Origin of the sequence: Pseudonocardia sp. KRD291, from assembly GCF_019263595.1 — a bacterium.
Classification (GTDB): Bacteria; Actinomycetota; Actinomycetes; order Mycobacteriales; family Pseudonocardiaceae; genus Pseudonocardia.
Genome location: NZ_JADQDD010000518.1, coordinates 1 through 1,521 on the forward strand (window position 1 = coordinate 1; position 1,521 = coordinate 1,521).

Annotated in this window: 1 protein-coding gene; it reads right to left on the reverse strand. The window is 78.2% G+C overall.

The annotated features are described in order from the left end of the window. On the reverse strand, positions 1 to 1,521 hold a 1,521-nt coding region (locus I4I78_RS32340; RefSeq protein ID WP_308252484.1), incomplete at both ends, for a UvrD-helicase domain-containing protein.

Genomic DNA, 1,521 nt, shown 5'->3' on the forward strand with positions numbered 1-1,521 from the left:
GTCACCCGACCCCAGCGGTGAGGTCAGCAGTGCGACGGCCAGGTCGGCGTCGATCGTGGACGGCCTGCCCGCGCCGCGCAGCACCAGCAGCAGCGGGACGACGGCGGGCTGACGGGACAGCGGCAGCTCGTCCGGCGGCGCCGCGATCGGCACTCCGGCCGCGGCCAGTGCCCGCCGCAGGGCCGGCAGGGTCCGCCGTGCCGAGCGGGACAGCACGGCCATCTCGGCCCACGGGACGCCGTCCACCAGGTGCGCCCTCCGCAGCCGGTCGGCGATCCACCCGGCCTCCGCCGCGGCCGAGCCGAACACCCGGACCTGCACCGGCCCGTCCGGATCGGCTTCGGCGAGATCGGCGTCCGCGGGATCGGCCGCGTCGGGCTCGGGTACGTCGGAATCGGGCTCGTCCGGCCGGCCTTCGTCTCCGGCGCCGGGACCGCGGCGGGTGCGGCCCGGACCGGCTCCGGGGAGCTTCCCGGCGAGCCGGGCCCCGGCCGCACGGACCGGGTCGCTCTGGCGGTGGTCGACCGTCAGCACCTCGCTCGGCGCGTCGACCGCGTTGAGTCCCTGCGGGTCGGCGCCCCGGAACGTCAGCACCGCCTGGTCCGGGTCGCCGGCCAGCAACGTCGCCTGCGCGGACCCGGCCAGGACCCGCACGAGCTCCATCTGCTGGGGGTCGAGGTCCTGGGCGTCGTCGACGAGCAGGTGCCGCACCCGGGCACGTTCGCGGGCCCGCAGCTCGGGGTCGGCGGCCAGCGCGTCCAGGGCCGCGGACACCAGCTCGGCGGAGTCCAGGGCCGGGGCGGTGGCCTGCGGCGCGCCCCGTCCCGCGGCGCCGCGCAGCAGGATGACCTGCTCGTAGGTACGGAAGAAGCGCGCCGCCGCGACCCACTCGTCACGGCCGTGGGTCCGGCCGATCTCGTCCAGCTCGTCCGGGCCGAGGCCACGTTCGGCGGCACGCAGCAGCAGCTCGCGCAGCTCCGCGGCGAACCCGGGCAGCCCCAGCGCGGGGTCCAGCCGCTCCGGCCAGCCCGACCCGGGGACGCTGCCGTTCCAGTTCGCGATCTCCCCCGCCAGCAGCTCACGGACCACGACGTCCTGCTCCGCGCTGGCCAGCAGCCGCGGCGGCGGGTCCTCGTGCTGGGCGGCGTGCAGGCGCAGCACCCCGAACGCGTAGGAGTGCACGGTGCGCACCAGCAGCTCCCGCGACGTCCGCGCGGCGAGCCCGGAGCCCGCCTGCGGGCCGGACGGGGCGAGCATCGGGATCAGCCGGTCCCGCAGCTGCGCGGCGGCACGCCGGCTGCCGACCAGCAGCAGGACGTTCTGCGGCGGCACACCGTCGCGGATCCGGCGGGCCACGGCCTCGAGCAGCAGCGTCGTCTTGCCGGTGCCGGGGCCGCCGAGGACCCGCAGCGGGCCGCCGTCGTGGGCCAGCACCCTGCGCGCGGGCGCCGACCAGCGGGTCGCGGGCGCGACCGGCTCCGGGGCGCGGACCAGCCGAGGTCCGGACGTCGACGCCTGCTG